Origin of the sequence: Tundrisphaera lichenicola (assembly GCF_051175385.1) — a bacterium.
Classification (GTDB): Bacteria; Planctomycetota; Planctomycetia; order Isosphaerales; family Isosphaeraceae; genus Tundrisphaera; species Tundrisphaera lichenicola.
The window spans coordinates 4,629,747-4,647,288 of record NZ_CP195106.1; the positions used below are offsets into that span (position 1 = coordinate 4,629,747).

Below are 17,542 nucleotides of genomic sequence, written 5' to 3' on the forward strand. Positions count from 1 at the left end.
GGCGGTCGGGTCCGTCGGTGGGGGAGGTCGGTTCTTGGCGCAACTTCAACTCTTGCATACACGGAAGGCGGCCGGGAGGTCAACGCCCGGCAGTCCTCGCGATTGTCACAACTGATCAATCGAGAACAACCCTTCAGTTATTCGCCGAGTATGACGATAATCCCGATCGCGAGGAGATGCGCCGAAGTCCGTGGCAGGACGATCTGAGATCGGGCCATTTTGTGAGAATGGGGGCAGGTTGATGAGGGAAAGGGTCGTGGTGGTCGGACATTCGGCCGTAACTTGCCTGGGGCGCGACATCGACGCGACCTGGGCGGGCCTGGTCGCCGGCCGCTCCGGAATTCGGAGGCACACCGCGCTCTCGCCCGATTCCTATCTGGTAGACCTGGCCGGGATGGTCGAGGACTTTGGCCCTGGCTCGCCGACCGAGGATCCCGCCGTCTCCCGGCTCGGAGCCCGGTCGATCCACCTCGCCCTGGCCTCGGCCCGCGCGGCCTGGGCCGACGCGGGGCTGGACCATCTCGCGGGCCGCTTCGATCCCGACCGGGTGGCACTGGCCATCGGTTCGGCGTTCGGTGGCATGGATCTCCACGAGGCCGAACTGGTCAAGTCGTCGAGGCGCAAGAGCCTTTCTGCCAGCCCTTATCTGGTCCCAGGGCTCCTGATCAACCAGATGGCGGGTCAAGTGGCCCAGCATCTCGGACTCTATGGCCCGAGCATCGCGCCGGCCAACGCCTGTGCCACCGGCGGGCACGCAATCGCACTGGGCGGGATGTTCCTCCGATCGGGGGAAGCCGACCTGGCGATCTGCGGGGGGGCCGAGAGTGCGTTCACTCCATTGATCGTCAACGGGTTCGCCACGATGAAGGCCCTGGCCGGGCGGAGGCCCGGTGATCGGGCGGCCGAGGATCCCGGGCAGGCCAGCCGCCCCTTCAGCGTCGATCGATCGGGATTCGTGATGGCCGAGGGGGCAGGCATGGTCGTCCTGGCAACCGAGTCGACGGCTCATCGCCTGGGACTGCCGATCCAGGCCGAACTGGCCGGTTGGGCCCTGAATACCGATGGCTATCATATGGCAATGCCCAGCGGCGAGCGGATTGCGAAATGCTTGTCCACCGCGCTCCGTCGCTCGGAGGTCCGACCCGAGGAGGTCGACTACTATAACGCCCATGGGACGAGCACGCCGGTCAACGACCGCGTCGAGACCCAGGCCATCAAGGACACCTTCGGCGATCGTGCGAACCAGCTGCCGATCAGTTCGATCAAAGGTGCACTCGGGCATGGCCTGGGTGCGGCCTCGGCGATCGAGGCGGTCGTCTGCGTCCGTGCTCTTCGCGAACGAGTGATTCCACCCACGATCAATTACCAGGCCGATCCCGAATTGGACCTGGATTATGTGCCCGACCAGGCCCGGTCGGTGGACTTGAAGACCGTCATCAGTGCGTCGTTCGGATTCGGCGGGACCAACAACGCCCTGATCCTCAGGAGGGGGGACCTATGAACGAGTCGATCTTGATGGCCCAGATCGTCGCGGCCGTCCGCAAAGTAGCGAAGGTCCCCAGGGACATCCCGATCACGCCCCAGACCTGCCTGATCGATGACCTGAGGATCGACTCGCTCGACCTCTTCGCGGTCATCCTGGAAATTCAGGACCGGTTCGATATTATCTTCGAGGTCGAGGACCTGCCCAGGGTCCACCGGGTCGCCGACCTGGCCGAGTTCGTCGTCAATTATCGGGAAACGGCGGCCGCCTGACCGCGGAATCGGGCCGTTTCCCCATCCCGGACGACCAATCGAGGCGAGGGCCAGGACGATGCCACGATACTGGGTGAACTTGCAAAGGAACCTACTCCGGGCGATCCTCCCTTTGCTCAGGCGGCTCTCGCCACGCGCCTCGTCCGCCGTCCTAACCTGGATCGGCTGGCTCGAATTCCAGTTCGTGCCGGGGGTCAAGGAACACTTTCTCAGGGCAGCCGAGCGGGGTCGGATCGACCTCGGTGGCCATTGGGATGATCGGGAGGTGGCCCTCCGGCTGGCCTGCGGTCGGGTCGAATGGCGGACGCGCGACCGGCTCCTCGATCGGCTTTCCGACGCCGAGGCCCTGTCTCGATTCCAGGTCCAGGGTCGCGAATATCTCGACGAGGCCCACGGCCGAAATCGTGGCGTCATCCTGCTGGCCAACCATTTTGGGTCCCATCTCCACTCGTCGCACTGGCTCTTCCGCGAGGATTATCCGCTCCGTCTCTTCAGCGAACGGCCCCGAAACATCTCCCGTTTCATGACCGAGCGGTTTCGGACCGAGGGGACTCTCGGCCAGGAAAAGCTGTTTATTTCGCGGAAGTCGACCGCGTCGGAAGCGGCCGGTTCGATCCTCCGGGCCATGCGGATCCTCGATGCGGGCATGATCTTGAAGATCGCCTCCGACGTCCGATGGCACGGGGGGCATACCTCGCCCGGTCATTTCCTGGGCTCGACCTACCTCTTCTCGACGACCTGGGTCGTCCTCGCGGCCCGGACCGGGGCCCCGGTGGTTCCGGTTTTCTGTCGACCCGACGGGGAGGGTCAGTACATCCTGGAATTCCAGCCCTCCTTCCGGGTCCCTGCCGATGCCGTTCGGAGCGGGCAAGCCGCTCAGCACGTCCAGCGCGGGCTCGATGGCGTGACCGAACAGGTCCTCCGCCATCCCGACCAGAGTAACGATTACTTCTTCTGGGCCCGGCCCGAGATCGGCCTGACTCGAGTGGCCTGATGGCCCGGGCAGATCGTCGAGAACAACGAGCCTGCCGCTTGCCGATCCAATCGGCGGCATGGCCCGAAACGGGTGGTAGATGGGCGGTCTGGGGGTAGCCGATGCACGGTGGATGGTGGAAACAGGCACGCCCCTGGTTGATCCTGGCGGCTGTGGCCGGCCTGGCGATCTGGCATGACGTCGACTTTTCGGAGTCGGTCGACCCCGAGTTTCCCCGACTCGTCCGTCCGAACTTCAGTCGGAGGCCTCCCGCCGCCTACCGGCTGGCCGAGCCAGGAGATACCCTGGACCGGATCGGACTCTACATCGCTAGTGGCATCGCGGCCGTCTCGCTGATGGCCGTCGTGTCGAGATGTCGGGCGAGGTCGAAGGGGGATTCGGTCGCCCTGGGGCTCTGGCCTTCGGCCCTGGCGCTCGGCCTGGCGGCGACCTGGTACGCATCGACACCCGGCCCCGGCTTCGATGGTTGGCATGGGATGGGCTGGCGCGAAATCCTCGACCCTGCCGCCCCCGCGGGGCTCCGTGTCGCGCTGGGATTGGGGGGGGCCGGACTGATCGGGGTGATTGCGTCAAATCTGATCGCGAATCGTCGAAACGGAATGTCGTTCCGACCTTCGGCTCTGCTGGTCGTTTCTGCCCTCTTGATTGGACTCCGGCAGTTCGAGATTCCCGGGGTCGAGCCGGTGGGCTACTGGCCGAGGGTTTCGTTCGACCTGGGAATCCTGGCGTTCGCGATGGCCTTGGTCCAGTCCAGGCCGCTCTTGGGATCGGCCGGTCTCCGATGGCCCCGGCTGAGCCTGGTGGCCAGTTGGGCTGTTCTGGTGATCCTTGGAATCGCCCTGACCCTCTACCATCGACCCCTGGCCCGCCTCAAGGCGGTGGTCCCCGGCCGGATTTACATCAGCGCGATGCCCACCTATCTCGGCCTCTCGATCGAGCAGGAGCGTCTCCACTTCAAGACGGTCATCAACCTGTTCGACGAGGCTTCACATCAGGCCAGCCCGCGACATCCCGAGGAAATTCGATTCATCCGAGAGCGTGGGCTTCGCTACCTGGGAAGTCCATCCGATGGGATGGAGTCGGATCGGTTCCTCGACGAGACTCTCGCCCTGGCCCAGGATCCGGAGGCCTGGCCGATCCTGGTCCACTGTCACGGCTGCATGGATCGTTCGCCCGCCTGGATGGGGATCTATCGTTTTCTGGTCGAGGGCGTGCCTCTGGACTCGGTCTTCCGCGAGATCGAGCGCCATCGAGGGACTCGACCGAAGGCGGTGGTCACGCTCCAGTATCTCCGGAAGTTGCCACCACGGGCCCCCGAACGGTTCGCCGCCGACCCGACGGCACGGCTCCTCAGGCAATGCGCCTCCGAGACCGAAGACCCGTTCTCTCGCCCCGGTTGGAATCGGAGTCGGACCGAGCGTCGGGTCGTCACGCGAATCGAGCCCGAACCTTCGACCGTCCGACCGTGACTTGTCGTATAATGATTGTCTTCCGATCTCCCGCCGTGACCCCTAACCTCGGTCGGGATCCCCGGGACGTCGGACTTGACCCCTTTCGAACAATGGCTAGAGTACCGAGCAACCCGCTCCGGTCCCGGCCCCTATCCCCTCGGCAATCCTTTCATGATACCCAGAATCTCCCTGAGTTCGGCCTCGGAGCGAACAGATCCGCCGGTGATCAGCGAGTTCATGCAGACAGCGCTCGCGAATCCAGGGCTGATCTCGCTGGCCGCCGGGTTCGTCGACCAGCAGAGTCTCCCTCACGAGATCACCGCGCGAGTCCTGGCCGAGATCCTGGGCGATCCGGTCGAGGGACGCCGGGCCTTGCAATACGGGACGACCGTGGGCGATCTCACGCTCCGTCGCGAATGCGTCAGCCTCCTGGAGCGGAATGAGCGTGTGGCCCCGGGGACATTCGAGGGGCTCGAATCGCGGGTGGTGATCACGACCGGCTCGGCGCAATTGCTCTATCTGGTGTCCGAGGCCCTGCTCGATCCCGGGGATATCGTCCTGGTCGAAGCCCCGACCTACTTCGTCTTCCTCGGCGTCCTGGAAACCCGAGGGGTTCGGGCGATGGGTATCGGGATCGACGAAGGTGGGATGAAGCTCGATGACCTGGAAGCGACCCTGGCCGGACTGGAAGCTCGAGGAGAGCTGGATCGGGTCAAGCTGATTTACACGGTCACGGAACATTCCAATCCCAGCGGCATCAGTCTGGCCGACGACCGCCGAGGGGCGCTGGTCGAGCTGGCCCGCCGATGGTCGAAGCGGACCCGGATTCACGTGCTGGAAGATGCCGCTTACCGTGGCCTGAATTACGAAGGGGACGAGCCGACGAGCGTCTGGCGGCATGATCCCGAGGGGGAGACGGTCATCCTGGGCCGGACTTTCAGCAAGACCTTCAGCCCGGGGATCAAGCTCGGGTTTGGCGTGCTTCCGGCCCATCTGGTCGAGCCGGTGGTCAGTCTGAAGGGAAATCACGACTTCGGGACGACCAACCTGACTCAGCAGATCATGTCGAGGGTCCTGGCCGACGGCTCTTACGAGCGGCATATCGCGGGCCTGATCGCGATGTATCGCCGAAAGCGCGACGTGATGCTCGGGGCCCTGGACGAGCAATTCGCCCCGCTCGATGGGTCGGTGACCTGGACCAGGCCCAAGGGTGGCATGTTCGTCTGGCTGTCGGCCCCCGAGGGGGTCGACCTGGGGACCAAGGGCCCGGTCCTGGCGAAATGCCTCGAAGAGGGCGTGTTGTATATACCCGGTTCGTTCGCCTTCCCGGGCGAGCCTGGTCCGGTCCCGACGCATTACGCTCGGATCTGCTTCGGCGTGCCGAGCGAGTCGGACCTGACCGAGGGAGTTCGAAGGTTGGCCGTCGCGCTGGCGGCATGCATGGACCCCGTCGCCTGAGCGTGCGGCCGAAGGATTCGGCCGCGAGGTGATCGGAGGGTCGGCCCGTCCGGGGCAAGGATGCTCGAAGGAGGCGCCGGTGCGGTTCGGTATCCTGCAACGCTACGTGATGGGCGAGGTCTTCCGCGCCTTCGCGCTGGCCCTCCTGACGATCACTTGCGTTTTCGTCCTGCTGACGGTGATGACTCGCGCGGCCAGTGCCGGGTTGGGTCCGTACGAGATCGTCCGGCTCGTGCCGTACATGATCCCGAGTAGTTTGCCTTACACCGTGCCGGTCTCGCTCCTGTTCGCGGCCACGGTCGTCTACGGCCGACTGGCCTCGGACAACGAAGTGATCGCCGTCAAGACGGCCGGCCTCAGCGCGATGGTCCTGATCTGGCCCTCGGTGATCCTGGCCCTGTTCCTCAGCGTGATCCTGAGCCACCTCAGCGCGACGATGATCCCCCAGTCCACGAATGCGGCCAAGAAGGTCGTCTTCCAGAACATCGAGGACTTCTTCTACAAGATGTTGAAGAAGGACCGGGTCTTCAACAACGCCAAGTGGCCCTTCTTCATCCAGGTGGCCGACGTCCAGGACCGGGTCCTGATCAAGCCGACCTTCAAGAAGCGGTCGGAGAAGCCCGATCAGGCGATGGCGATCGCCCGGCCGGCGGATGCCGAAGATCCGGTGATGTGGGACATGATCGTCCAGGCGAGCAAGGCCCAGATCAATTTCGACCTCGTGAGCCGAAAGGTCCGCGTCCACTTCGAGGATGCCGACATCACCAAGACCGGCCTCGAACATTCCGAGGCGACCCTCCACGACACGTCGCTGGAATTCGACATCCCCGGAGATGGCGAGTTCCAGACCAACATGATGATCGAGGAGATGACCGTCGAGGAGATGAAGGCCAGCGAGGCCGAATTCCTGGAGAAGATCGCCCTGGAGCGGAAGCGTCAGGCCGTCGCCGCGGCCTGGTATATTGGCTCGGGCCGGCTCAGCCTGGTGAAGTGGGGCGAGGTCCAGTCGGCTTTCTCGCGGTATGACTACTGGAAGGGCCAGATCAACAAGTATGAGACCGAGATCCAGATGAGGCTTGCCATGGCCTGGGGCAGCCTCTTCTTCGTCGTCCTGGGTGCTCCGGTGGGCATCCTGTTCGCCCGCCGCGACTTCCTGAGCGCCTTCATCTCCTGCTTCATGCCGATCATCGTCGTTTACTATCCGATGATCCTCTTCGGCGTGAACCTGGGGAAGGAGGGGCTCATCAGCCCCTACTTCGCCTGGACCGGCAATCTGGTGCTCTGGGCCGCCGCGTGGTTCTGGGCCTTGCCGCCGGTGAGGAAGCATTGATCCTCGGGATGAATCCGTACGTCAATCGGGAGCCGAAGCCATGGATGGCCGGTCGTTCAACGTCTTCCTTCGGACCTTCGTCCTGGCGGCCCTGGGCCTGTTCCTTGCCTGGTTCGCGGTCGACGGTCTGGTCCACCTGGATGAGAGCTTCGCGGCGGTCGGCCCCGATGCGGGATTGGGTCGGGTGACGATCCGCCATTTCTCCGGGATGGTCGGATTGCACGGCGGGACGCTCATGACCTCGATCGGCCTGGGCTCGGGGCTCGTGGCGGTCGCCCGGGCTCGACGATCGAAACCCCTCAGCTAGCCAGGGAGGCGACTCGGCGATGTGGATCCTCGATCGCGAGCGGTACTGGTCGTTCCTCAAGGCGTACTCGATCTGCTTCGTCGCGCTGGTGGGACTTTATGTCGTCATCGACGCGTTCAGCAACCTCGATGAATTCGCGGAATGGGCCGAATCGACCCCCAATCTCCTCTACAACATGGGGCGTTACTACCTGATCAAGATGAGCCTGATCTACGACCAGATCAGCGGCGTGATCACGATGATGGCGGCGATCTTCACCGTCACCTGGATGCAGAAGAATAACGAGCTTTTGGCGATGCTGGCCGCCGGGATCAGCACCCATCGGGTGATCCGCCCGGTCCTGGCCTCGGCGATCCTGATCAGTGGCCTGGGCGTCCTGAATCAAGAACTGATCATGCCGAGGCTCTCGGTCGAGCTCCAGCGAAACCCCGACGACGACGGCCACCAGAAGATCTTCGTCTCGCAGCATCTGGACGGCAACGACGTGCTGATCGACGGCCGGGCGGCCGACCGGTCCGCGAAGTCGATCACGAAATTGCAGGTCACCATCCCGGTCCGGGTGGCCGGCGAATTGCTCGAGATTCAATCCCGCGAGGCCCATTACATCGCCGATGGCGATTTGCGTTATCCGCACTCGGGAGGCTGGCTCCTCTGGGGCTCCCGATTTCTGACCGAGCCGACCTCGGATTCCCTGGAGCAACTGACGCGAGGGGTCCTGACGCGCGTCGACAACCCGGAAATTTACCCACGCCCCGCCGACCCGATCGCCGCCAAGCCGGGGGTCCCGGTCTACTTCCTGAAGACGCCGATCTCGTTCACGGCGATGACCCGGACCCGGCAGTGGTATCACTTCGCCCCGACGATCGACCTGATCCGCGGGCTATCCGATCCTTCGAATTATCCCGAGCGAGGGGAGATCCAGGTCTTCCTCCACTTCCGGCTGATCCGACCGCTCATGGGGTTCACCTTGATGCTCCTGAGCCTCCCACTGGTCCTGGGAGGCACGGGCCGGAACATGTTCGTGAACCTGGGGATGTCGCTGGCGACCTCGGGCGTCTTCTACTCGGTCAACTTCATGTCGCAGTATCTGGGCGGGCACGACGTGCTCACGCCCGAGCTCTCGGCCTGGGCGCCCCTGATCCTGTTCGGGACGATCGCAGTGGGTCGATGGGACACGATCCGGACCTGATCATCGTTTCTTGGCCCGGGGTCGGCCTTCCTTTCGAAGGAACTCATTGAAGAGACGTTCCGCTTCCCCTCGGTCTGCCGCTGCCCGCTGCTGATCCCCCTTCGCTTCGTAGGCTTCGCTCCGAACCCTATAGATGCCAATCGCCTCCGGTTCGATTTTCAGGGCTCGCTCGCAGGCAGCGATCGCCCGATCCGGCATGTTCTTCGCCATGTAAGCTCCGGCGGCCAAGGCGTGCGCTCCCGCGTTCCGATGGTTGATTCGCAGGGCCTGGCCGTAATCAGACAAGGCTTCATCGGCCTCGGAATTGGCGAGCCGGGCCTGTCCTCGGATCATGTAGGCTGGTGACAGGTTGGGTTCGATACGTATGGCCGAGGTGCAATCGGCGATCGCCTTTCGGAAGTCGGAGTCGGAGTTATTCGATCGGCCTCTTCTGAGGTAATTGTGAGCCCGGGCGAGGTACGTCATGGCGCTCCTGTGGTCGAGCCGAAATGCCTCGTCGGCTTCGGAGATCCCTTGATCGAAATCAGCTCGCGGCCCGAGGGAGAAGGCATAGCTCCGAGCGGCGTGCGCAAGGGCCAAAGCGGGATCGAGCCGTAAGGCTTCGATGGCGTCCGCCACCACCCTCCCGATGGGTGTCAGTCGGGGCTCACGGTATAACGCGAGGGCGAAGCTCCGACCCGCAAATGATCTGGCGTCGTTCGGGGCGAGTTGAATCGCTTCGTCGAAGACTTCGATGGCCTCTGCGGATTTGCCGGATCTCACCAACTCAATTCCTCGATCCCTGAGTGCAACAGGATCCGGCGGGGTTGGGATCTTGCTCTCGGTTTCCGATACTGGGGAGGCGACCCGTTCCTCGATCGGCGTCGTCGGCGGATTTCTTCCCTGGCGAGTTGTAAAGGCTCCCGAAGACCAAAGGGCGCCCAAGCTAACGATGAAAATCAATACAAGGGAAATAGAGATCTTGAGTGCGAGACGATTCCTTCCGGGGTGATCCGTGGACTCTTCCCGATTCACATGCGACCCTTGCGAGGTAGGGGCGTTTGACCTGAGAAGAACCTCGGAATCCGATTCCTCGGTACTGTTCATTGGCGTAGTTGTTGCCGCATGAGCGATTGCCCGCGTCGGCGGGGCATCGTGTCCGACCAGTGAGGCTTCCGTCACAGCCTTCACGAAAGCCCGACAACTCGGCCAGCGGTCCTTCGGCAACTTGGAGAGGGCGCGGGCGACGGCCGGCCTCTCAAGCTCTGGGACCATCGAGAGGTCGGGATCTCTCAGCATGTGCCCGGCCATGACCTCGGCCGGGTTCCCGTGAAAGGGGAGCCTTCCCCCTCGGAGCTGGCAATAGCTGACCGCCAGCGAATACTGATCCGACTGCGACGAGGTTTTCCGGTCGAAAAACTCCGGCGCCGCATAGGAAGGGGTCAGGCTCCCCGTGTGGCCGGTCTCCGAGTGTTCCAGGACCCGGGCCAGGCCGAAGTCGGCCACCTTGACGCTCCCCCCGACCAGCAGAAGGTTCTGCGGCTTCACGTCCCGGTGTTGGATGCCCAGGGCCTCGGACGCCCCCGAAGGATGACGGGGCTCGTTGAGGAAGTCGAGCGCCTTGGAGGCGTCGAGGAAGTGTTCGAAGATCTCCGGGGCGGGAATTCCCGGGAACCCCTGGCCGACCGCCTCTCGAAATCGATCCAGGAGCGTCCGGTCGGCCAGTTCCATGGCGATGACCAACCGCCCGTCGACCTCCCATGAGCCGAAGGTCGCCAGCAGATGAGGGTGCCGGATGTCCTTGATGATATCGAGCGCCCGGATTTCCACCGGTCCGACCGAGTCGACCAGCGAGACGAATTTGAGCGCGACCTGGAACCCGCCCGGGCCGGTCGCCTTCCAGACCTCGCCGAATCCTCCGCGACCGAGTCGCTCGATCAGTCGGTAGCCTTCGACGGGCTCGGACCCGGACCGGAGTTCGGTTTCCATCGGTGTAGACAGCCCCCGCGCCTGACGATATCCCCCCGAGGATCGAGATCTACCTTAACGGTCGATCCACGGGTGGGTAAAGTTGGGACCGCTCGATGATGTCGATTGGCACGCCGGTGGGGGGGACGTGTCTCGATCCGTCAACGGTCGAGGGTCGAGGGTCGCCAGCTTTGACGGTTGGAAGAGGCCTGAAATGCCTCCGGGTCGAGCCCTCGGGGGATCGGTGCGCCGACGACTCCGGTCGATCGCGTGTAGGTGCCCGAGAGTTCGGTCGGGAGCGGGGGCGGATCTAACTTCGCCGGGCGGAGAGCCCCTTCGACCTCGGTCTGGACCGGTTCAGGCTGGCCCAACCGGACCCCCGACCGCGGCGAGGGCATGGTCTCGTGGATCCTGGAGGCGTTCCCTGCCGGGGCTCCGAGTTGGGCGAGATTGACTCGATTTTGAGCGAGGTCTTTCGGTTCGGTAAATTTCGCCTGACGCATTTCCCGGGGGAACACGGGATTGATCGTGGCGTTGTCCATCGTCACGTTCAGCACCAGCTTCTCGGCGACCCACTCCAGGCGGAAATTCTCGGGGAGATAGATCTGAGTGGCCGCGTTGGCATCCTCGGTCGGATTTAACGTGTACAGTTTGTAGTTCGTCACCGTCGCTTTGGCGAGTAATTCTTTGTTCGCGGACCAGAGGCGGTGCTCCTTGATCCGGCCCGTCTCTTTGTTGACGATTGTTTCCTTCTTGAGCATCTCCCCGCGATTATCACGCCTCGCCTGGGTCAGGATCAGCAATTCGGGATGGTCGACGGGCGTCGTGGCGGCGATCGTGGCCGCCTCACGCTCGTCGATTTCGCGGAAACCCAGCGATTCGATGATCCAATCCGGCTGGTAGGTGATCGCCAGCTGGCTGTCATTCACATCCTTATAGTCGCAGAAGTAGATGGCCTTCTGCTCATTATCCTTGATCCAGAACCAGAATTCCTGGTCATTCGATCCAATATCGGCAACTTGACCGACTCCGGTCCCTCGAAGGGCGAGGCGAAAGCCGCGAGGTCTTTCAAAATCCATGTACCCTTTGACGCCGGCCGCCTTACCATCGACCGAGGCCTCGATCCGTGGACGCGCAGAGACGGCCTTGATGGCCGCGGCATTCTGATTGTGTTGGTCGACGAATTTCTTGACCGTCACGGTCTCGCGCGGGAGGGCCGGCGGTTGCCGCGTCGTATTTCCCGATAGGCCGGCATGGCAACCGGTTCCGACCGCGAAGGCCGTCAGGGCCAGGCACAATTTACGACGGACCATGACGGGAACCTCCCCGGGTGCGCCTTTCAGCGGCCGGACTGGAACGAAGGGCCATCCTGGTTGCGGGCACGGGAGGAGCTTGCGAAGGGCCGGCGGAGCGTATCTCATCCCGCCAATCCGAGCAAGCTCGATCCCGTCGGACATCCATCCTCTTCGGTCCAGTATCGGCGATCCGGGCGATCTGGCTCAACTTTCGAGGAAAACCTCGAGAGCGTCGAAGCCTCGCTTGAGCGTCTCCAGGTCGGTCGCGAAGGAGAGCCGGGCGTACCCCTCGGTCCCGAAGGCCGATCCCATCACCGTCGCCACGTGCGCCGAGGCCAGGGCCGCGAGGCAGAACGAGGTCGAGTCGACCACCTTCTTTCCGCCCAGGGTCCGGCCGAAATGCGCCGAGACGTTCATGAAGGCATAGAAGGCTCCCCCGGGAGGAACGCAGGTAACTCCCGGCAGCCGCTCGATCCGCTCCAGGACGTAATCCCTCCGGCGGGTGAACTGTTCGAGCATCTGCTTGACCGACTCCTGAGGGCCGACGACCGCTTCGAGAGCGGCATACTGGCTGACCGAGCAGGGATTGCTCGTCTCCTGACTCTGGACGTCGGTCATGAACTTCGAGATCGCCGTCGGAGCGATCGCCCAGCCGATTCGCCAGCCGGTCATGGCATAGGTCTTGCTGACGCCCGAGATGGTAATCGTCCGTTCGGCCAGGGCGGGCCGCAGAGTCGCGAAGCAAGTCGCCTGGGCATCCCCGTAGAGAAGCTGCTCGTAGATTTCATCGGAAAGAACGCCGACTTCCGTCGAGAGGACCGCGTCCGCGAGGGCCTCCAGTTCCGCTCGGTCGTAGACCACGCCGGTCGGATTGGACGGGCTGTTGATCATCAAAAGCTTCGTCTTGGGGGTCACGGCGGACAGGAATTGGTCGGGGCTCAACTTGAAGCCCGATCCTTCGGTGGTCTCGATGATCACCGGGGTCGCCCCGGTCAGCTTGACCAGATCGGCATAACTGACCCAGTAAGGGGCGGGGATGATCACCTCGTCGCCGGGTCCGCACAGGGCCATCAAGGCATTGTGGATCGAATGTTTGGCCCCGTTGGAGACGACAACCTGGACCGCCTGGGTGGGAAGGCCGACCTTTCGAGAGTAATGGTCGGCCAATGCCTCCCGAAGTTCGGGAATCCCGGCTGGCGGCGTATAGTGAGTCTGGCCGGCCTTCATGGCCCGGATGGCCGCCTCCTGGATGTTCTCGGGCGTCTTGAAATCGGGCTCACCCAGCGCGAAGTCAAGGACATCGACCCCTCCGGTTTTGAGCCGCCGTGCCTCGGCGGCCATCGCCAGGGTCGCGGAGGGGGCAATCAGACTCGAACGCTCGGCCAGTGTCAGGACCATCTCGACCTCGAATAATTGCCGGGCCGTACTCACTGATGGAATATCAGCCGCCTTCGGCGGGACGTATCCCATAAATTTACCAATCCAGGACTTCCGCGTCACGACATCACGGACCAAGCCCTCGATCGTCGAACAACCCTTGCTAGGCAGAACCCGTAGACGGGATAATCGTTAAGGGAGGTGAATGGTGGTTCTTCTTGCCCATTTTATCCAAGCTGTTTGCTCCGGACGATTTTAGTGTTAGGATTTGGTTAGATGACTCGTTTCCAAAGACTGGGAAGCCTGCGGACAGGTTCACGGTCCTTGGGATGAATCGGATAGAGGCGTCGGCACCTTCGAGACGGCAACCTGGTTCCGAGCGGTGGGGGAGCATATGCGTCGCGTGGTGGTGACCGGCATCGGTGTGGTCTCTCCGAATGGGATCGGCCGCCGCGACTTCAGCGAGGCGATTGTCGAAGGTCGTTCGGGCGTCGGCCTGATCGAGAGCTTCGACACGTCGGGGCAGGCGATCAGGATCGCCGGCGAGGTCAAGGGTTTCGATGTCACTCCTTATCTCGGCGAACACCGCAAAAATTTGAAGGTGATGAGTCGGGCCGTGCAGTTTGCCGTGGGAGCCGGAGGGCTCGCCATCGAAGATTCGGGCCTGGACACGTCGAAGCTCGATCCCGCTCGCTTCGGGATCTGCATGGGGACCGGGATCACACCGATGGACGTGGCCGAGCTAGTCGGCCCGATCTCGAAGGGGATCGGTCACGATGGGGGGTTCGACGTCGGACGATTCGCCACGGCCCAGGCCGAGTCGATTTTCCCGCTCTGGCTCCTCAAGCATCTGCCGAATATGGCCGCGGCGCACCTCTCGATCCTCCATCAGGCGATGGGGCCGAACAACACGATCGTCACCGCCTGCGCGGCGGGGACCCAGGCGGTCGGGGAGGCTTTTCGGTTGATTCGTCGGGGTGATGCGGACGTGATGATGGCTGGAGGATGCGACAGCCGGCTCGATCCACTGATGATGGTCGCCTACCAGGCGATGAAGGCCGTCAGTCGGTCGGTCCGGCCCCCTTCGGAGGTCTCTCGACCGTTCGACGGCCAGCGCGATGGGTTCGTCCTGGGCGAAGGAGCTGCCGTCCTGATCCTGGAGAGCCTGGCCCGGGCCAAGCGTCGGAAGGCCACAATCTATGCCGAGGTCACCGGCTACGGGTCCTCCTTCGACGCATACGGGATCACCCGCCCCGAGCCCGAGGGAAAGGGGGCGGCCCTGGCCATCCAGGCCGCCCTTCGCGAAGCCCGGCTCGATCCGGCCGACATCGATTACATCAATGCCCACGGGACCAGCACGCGGTTGAACGATCTGATGGAAACCGTTGCGGTCAAAAGGGTCTTCGGACATCGGGCAAGCTCGATCCCGATGAGTTCGCAGAAGTCGATGGTCGGACATTTGATCGGGGCTTCGGGAGCCCTCGAGGCTGCGGCCACCGCGCTTTCCCTCGAACGGGGAGTCATCCCGCCGACGATCAATCAGGAGACGCCCGACCCCGAGTGCGACCTCGATTACGTCCCCAACACCGCCCGCGAGATCCCGGTCCGGACCGCGATCTCAAACAGCTTCGGCTTTGGGGGCCAGAATGCGTCCCTGGTCATGACTCGATTTTGAATCGCGCCGCAGCGCCTATATGAAGCCGCTCGTACTCAGCTTACCGGCGAGGATCCGCCATTCCATGACATCCCTGACAGGGTTCGTGGCCAATCCCTTTGTCGACAAAATTCAGGGCTCGCGTCGGGTCACTCCTGATGAGTCATGGGTCACGGTTTTGACTTTCGGTGACCTTCGCGACAGATGGACTCAAGGTCGATCATGACCACATCGCCCAATCTCCCGTGAAGAGCACATAACCGGTCAGCAAGGCATTAGTCGTGGCATGCGCGACGATGGCGTCCATCAATGATCCGCGTCGAGCGATCGCCGCCGCATAGAGCATACCGACAAGAGTTCCTGGAATCCAAAGCCCGTGTAAGGCTCCAAAAAGCGTTGACGAGATGAAGAAGGAAGTGCAGGAAAATCGTCCCAGCGGCACATCTTGGAAATTGATGGCGATCAGACGACGCGGCAGGTACCCCCTGAACGCCAATTCTTCTGCGATGGGGACCGTCAGGATGGAACCGATGACCCGAAAGCTCAGCCAAGCCGCACTCAAGCCGATTGGCAAGCCGGCCAGCGCCTCGGAAGTTGCGACGGTGTTCTGGTCGTCAGCGTCCGTCCGCTCGGGTTGGAAGATCATCCAAATTAGGAATGCAAGAATGCCGATCGACACGGCTTGCCGGGAAAAGTCCCTGCGCATAGCCCGGTAGTCATTTCGATAGATCCAGAGCATGGTCAGGACCACTAATGGCCGAAGTGGGTACAACCAGTCGAATTGATCGGCAACGGCTCGAGTGATGAGCGTGGTGGCCAGGATTGCGATGATGGGGGCCAAATAAGGGCCGGAAGGATTGCTCGTGCGCCTATCGTCCCCGAACCGTACTCGATCCCTCCAAAAGAATCGAAACGATTGAGAAAGCCCGATCGAGCTTAACGCGACAATGTTGAAGGCCAACCAGCCTGCCTGGGAATGAAAACCGCCCGCTGCGATCCTCGGCCAACCCCATGAGCCGATCGCAATGAGTATGGTGATCCTCAGAACGTTAGCCAAAAGGATGAGTACAGTGCCGAGCGGCAACAGGAGCAGGGAGTGGGGAAATCGAAGCTCATGGCGAAAATACCATAGGTAAGCGATGGTCGAAACGAGGACCAGCCCCACCCCCTCGTAGCCTGAACATTCCGGAGCGACCTCGACCCAAAAGGAGGTGGTACCAACGCGCGACCGCTCTGTATCGAGAAGAGTTACGCTAAAAATCAAACTTAACAGGAAATGAACGCATTGGAGGGTCGATCGACCCAGGGGTTGCCACAATTCGGCGGTCCATAAACCTGCCGCCCAGGAGACAAGTCCGACCACAGCTCCTATGGTCAGCAAGATCCAAGTCCGTGCAAATCGCGACCACTCGATCCAGAGGAGAGGCGGTATGAAGGCCGCTCCCCAGAAGCCTATGGTGCATGACGCCGCCACGATCCAGGCCCTTGCCCAGAACTCCGGATCTGCCGAGAATCGGAGGCCTTCGTCCATGACCTGACCTGTTAGCCAGATCAGCATGCCGAAAGAGAATAGGTGTCCGACGAGAGGAAACCACCACCGGTGAGGTCTCGGGAGCTGAGCCAAGGAGCTGCCCAGCTCATCGGCCAGTCTAGAACTTCCGATGGCCATCGTCGCCAAGGCCATCGTGAGGCCGATTTTCGGAACCCAGTGAGAATGACGGATCAAATCCAGCCCGATCCCTCCCCGCTTCCCCGTCAAGGTTTCGCTATCGAAACGCAGTGTCAGCCCGATAATCTCCAACAGGAGAAGTACAACCAGGCAAGACCAGCGAATCAGCGGAAGTGATGATCCGGGAACTCCGCGTCCCCAGCCTGGAGTAGCGGAAAATCCGGCAGGTTCATCAGTTTTCATGCGTCAATGAGTGTTGCAGTTTAGCTGTTTGGACCGGAAATCAATCCACCGATTACGGTGCGATGAGATTCGGCAATGTTGAATGAATACGTTAATGATTGGAGACGGCCTGCGTTTTGGAGGGGCGGTAGCCGTAAGTTCAGAGATTCAATGGCATTACGCTAATTTATATCTGGCTTGCACGAGTTGTTCACAGTAAGACCTATCGATATTGATTGATCTTTCTCTGTCGGTCTCCCAGGAAAGGACTTGCGGTTACTTGCCCACTCACTGAGGCGAGAATGACGAATTTGAGCGCCGCAAGTCCCTTTCGGGAAACGGTTTGCTTAATCGGAGGGGCTGGATTTGATCGAACGGCGACCGCGGTCGGCGAGCAGGATCGCGGCGAATCCGAATAAAGCTATTCCGCCAGTGATCGAATTCGGATCGATCTCAGGAGCAACCACAGCGTTGTTGTTGCCGTTGTTGCCGTTGTTGCCGTTGTTGCCGTTGTTGCCGTTGTTGCCGTTGTTGCCGTTGTTGCCGTTGTTGCCGTTGTTGCCGTTGTTGCCGTTGTTGCCGTTGTTGCCGTTGTTGCCGTTGTTGCCGTTGTTGCCGTTGTTGCCGTTGTTGCCGTTGTTGCCGTTGTTGCCGTTGTTGCCGTTGTTGCCGTTGTTGCCGTTGTGGTTATTGCCCCTGCCTTGTGCCATGGCCGAGTTCGAAGATCCAATCAAGAGGAGGCCTAAGACGAGGCGAACTACGAGAAGTCTGAAGCGTTTCATTCGAGCAGTACCTTCATATAAGAGGGGGTGGTGAGGTCCTTTAGCTCCAAAGAATTAGGCTTGGTTCAAGATAAGTCCCGGAGAGAGTGATGGTATCGATCCCCGAATTTTC

The 17,542-nt window shown here is 62.1% G+C and carries 14 protein-coding genes; 9 read left to right on the plus strand and 5 right to left on the minus strand.

The window, feature by feature from the left end; all coding sequences use genetic code 11:
• Nucleotides 1-241: 241 nt before the first annotated feature.
• From P12x_RS18230 to P12x_RS18265, 8 genes are all read left to right on the plus strand, one after another.
• The gene (locus P12x_RS18230; protein ID WP_435005901.1) at nt 242-1,501 is read left to right on the plus strand and encodes a beta-ketoacyl-[acyl-carrier-protein] synthase family protein; all 1,260 of its coding nucleotides are present in this window, start codon (nt 242-244) and stop codon (nt 1,499-1,501) included.
• The gene (locus P12x_RS18235; RefSeq protein WP_435005902.1) at nt 1,498-1,755 is read left to right on the plus strand and encodes an acyl carrier protein; all 258 of its coding nucleotides are present in this window, start codon (nt 1,498-1,500) and stop codon (nt 1,753-1,755) included. The genes P12x_RS18230 and P12x_RS18235 overlap by 4 nt, the downstream gene beginning before the upstream one ends.
• 58 nt (nt 1,756-1,813) lie before the next feature.
• A complete protein-coding gene (locus P12x_RS18240; protein ID WP_435005904.1) occupies nt 1,814-2,749 on the plus strand; it encodes a lysophospholipid acyltransferase family protein in 936 nt (311 codons plus the stop codon).
• 101 nt (nt 2,750-2,850) lie between these two features.
• Nucleotides 2,851-4,218 carry a protein tyrosine phosphatase gene (locus P12x_RS18245; protein ID WP_435005905.1) on the plus strand — a complete coding sequence of 456 codons (1,368 nt, stop codon included), beginning with the start codon at nt 2,851-2,853 and terminating at the stop codon, nt 4,216-4,218.
• A 219-nt stretch (nt 4,219-4,437) separates the two neighbouring features.
• Complete coding sequence (locus P12x_RS18250; RefSeq protein ID WP_435005907.1) at nt 4,438-5,658, plus strand: PLP-dependent aminotransferase family protein; 1,221 nt, start codon at nt 4,438-4,440, stop codon at nt 5,656-5,658.
• Nucleotides 5,659-5,737: 79 nt separating this feature from the next.
• Nucleotides 5,738-6,988, plus strand: coding sequence for an LptF/LptG family permease (locus P12x_RS18255; RefSeq protein WP_435005908.1), 1,251 nt, complete (start codon nt 5,738-5,740; stop codon nt 6,986-6,988).
• Between the two features lie 40 nt (nt 6,989-7,028).
• Nucleotides 7,029-7,295: a hypothetical protein gene (locus P12x_RS18260; protein WP_435005910.1), complete on the plus strand. Its 267-nt coding sequence runs from the start codon at nt 7,029-7,031 to the stop codon at nt 7,293-7,295.
• 19 nt (nt 7,296-7,314) lie between these two features.
• A complete protein-coding gene (locus P12x_RS18265) occupies nt 7,315-8,484 on the plus strand; it encodes an LptF/LptG family permease (protein WP_435005913.1) in 1,170 nt (389 codons plus the stop codon).
• Here the strand turns inward: P12x_RS18265 and P12x_RS18270 are convergent, their stop codons facing one another.
• From P12x_RS18270 to P12x_RS18280, 3 genes are all read right to left on the minus strand, one after another.
• Complete coding sequence (locus tag P12x_RS18270) at nt 8,485-10,452, minus strand: protein kinase domain-containing protein (RefSeq protein ID WP_435005915.1); 1,968 nt, start codon at nt 10,450-10,452, stop codon at nt 8,485-8,487.
• Between the two features lie 140 nt (nt 10,453-10,592).
• On the minus strand, nt 10,593-11,744 hold the full coding sequence (locus P12x_RS18275; RefSeq protein ID WP_435005916.1) for a hypothetical protein: 1,152 nt from the start codon (nt 11,742-11,744) through the stop codon (nt 10,593-10,595).
• 186 nt (nt 11,745-11,930) lie between these two features.
• On the minus strand, nt 11,931-13,124 hold the full coding sequence (locus tag P12x_RS18280) for a pyridoxal phosphate-dependent aminotransferase (protein ID WP_435005918.1): 1,194 nt from the start codon (nt 13,122-13,124) through the stop codon (nt 11,931-11,933).
• Between the two features lie 373 nt (nt 13,125-13,497).
• Between P12x_RS18280 and P12x_RS18285 the strand changes: the two genes are divergently transcribed.
• Nucleotides 13,498-14,778, plus strand: a complete 1,281-nt coding sequence (locus tag P12x_RS18285; protein WP_435005920.1) for a beta-ketoacyl-[acyl-carrier-protein] synthase family protein — start codon at nt 13,498-13,500, stop codon at nt 14,776-14,778.
• A 199-nt stretch (nt 14,779-14,977) separates the two neighbouring features.
• Here P12x_RS18285 and xrtE read toward each other — a convergent pair whose 3' ends face one another.
• Together xrtE and P12x_RS18295 are read right to left on the minus strand one after the other, a co-directional pair.
• Nucleotides 14,978-16,669: an exosortase E/protease, VPEID-CTERM system gene (gene xrtE, locus P12x_RS18290; protein ID WP_435005922.1), complete on the minus strand. Its 1,692-nt coding sequence runs from the start codon at nt 16,667-16,669 to the stop codon at nt 14,978-14,980.
• A 326-nt stretch (nt 16,670-16,995) separates the two neighbouring features.
• A complete protein-coding gene (locus P12x_RS18295; protein WP_435005924.1) occupies nt 16,996-17,430 on the minus strand; it encodes a hypothetical protein in 435 nt (144 codons plus the stop codon).
• Nucleotides 17,431-17,542: the final 112 nt, after the last annotated feature.

Excerpts from the sequence above, each read along its gene's own strand:
- P12x_RS18230 (WP_435005901.1), top strand. The coding sequence starts at position 242 with ATGAGGGAAAGGGTCGTGGTGGTCGGACATTCGGCCGTAACTTGCCTG.
- P12x_RS18235 (WP_435005902.1), top strand. The coding sequence starts at position 1,498 with ATGAACGAGTCGATCTTGATGGCCCAGATCGTCGCGGCCGTCCGCAAA.
- P12x_RS18240 (WP_435005904.1), top strand. The coding sequence starts at position 1,814 with ATGCCACGATACTGGGTGAACTTGCAAAGGAACCTACTCCGGGCGATC.
- P12x_RS18245 (WP_435005905.1), top strand. The coding sequence starts at position 2,851 with ATGCACGGTGGATGGTGGAAACAGGCACGCCCCTGGTTGATCCTGGCG.
- P12x_RS18250 (WP_435005907.1), top strand. The coding sequence starts at position 4,438 with ATGCAGACAGCGCTCGCGAATCCAGGGCTGATCTCGCTGGCCGCCGGG.
- P12x_RS18260 (WP_435005910.1), top strand. The coding sequence starts at position 7,029 with ATGGATGGCCGGTCGTTCAACGTCTTCCTTCGGACCTTCGTCCTGGCG.
- P12x_RS18265 (WP_435005913.1), top strand. The coding sequence starts at position 7,315 with ATGTGGATCCTCGATCGCGAGCGGTACTGGTCGTTCCTCAAGGCGTAC.
- P12x_RS18270 (WP_435005915.1), bottom strand. The coding sequence starts at position 10,452 with ATGGAAACCGAACTCCGGTCCGGGTCCGAGCCCGTCGAAGGCTACCGA.
- P12x_RS18275 (WP_435005916.1), bottom strand. The coding sequence starts at position 11,744 with ATGGTCCGTCGTAAATTGTGCCTGGCCCTGACGGCCTTCGCGGTCGGA.
- P12x_RS18280 (WP_435005918.1), bottom strand. The coding sequence starts at position 13,124 with ATGGTCCTGACACTGGCCGAGCGTTCGAGTCTGATTGCCCCCTCCGCG.
- P12x_RS18285 (WP_435005920.1), top strand. The coding sequence starts at position 13,498 with ATGCGTCGCGTGGTGGTGACCGGCATCGGTGTGGTCTCTCCGAATGGG.
- xrtE (WP_435005922.1), bottom strand. The coding sequence starts at position 16,669 with ATGAAAACTGATGAACCTGCCGGATTTTCCGCTACTCCAGGCTGGGGA.
- P12x_RS18295 (WP_435005924.1), bottom strand. The coding sequence starts at position 17,430 with ATGAAACGCTTCAGACTTCTCGTAGTTCGCCTCGTCTTAGGCCTCCTC.